Source organism: Bartonella sp. AP58NXGY, assembly GCF_042195785.1.
Lineage (GTDB): Bacteria > Pseudomonadota > Alphaproteobacteria > Rhizobiales > Rhizobiaceae > Bartonella.
Genome location: NZ_JBHIOY010000212.1, coordinates 399 through 761, shown reverse-complemented (window position 1 = coordinate 761; position 363 = coordinate 399). Strand labels below are relative to the sequence as shown.

The window sequence follows — 363 nt, the reverse complement described above, 5'->3', positions numbered from 1 at the left end:
TTGATAGTGGTAATATCAGGAGCATGTTTTACCCCTCTGATTCTATGACGCGTGGTTCATCACTCACAACGTATCCTTGTTGCCGTATCCTTGTTGCCTTAATTCTTGTTTTTTCTCTTGGACTATTTTTTGATACAAATCTCGTTTTTGATGACATAAATAAGGATTTCTCACTCTGAAAATTTGAGTGTCATTCACTTCTATGGAACAGATCTTTACAAGCTGTTCCAGCACATCGTAACTGAATTCTCCTGCCTCCTTTACCTCTTGAGCCATCACCATCGCGCGTTCCAAATGAACTTTTTCAACGGTTTCATCAAAGCCAAGCTTCTCGCCTGCCGTAAAACTTTCATCATAAGAACC

1 pseudogene is annotated in these 363 nt (G+C 39.9%); it reads right to left on the bottom strand.

Annotated features, from left to right (window positions below):
• Positions 1-63: 63 nt before the first annotated feature.
• Positions 64-363 (bottom strand): annotated as a pseudogene (locus tag ACFINC_RS10515) (hypothetical protein); the annotation flags it as partial.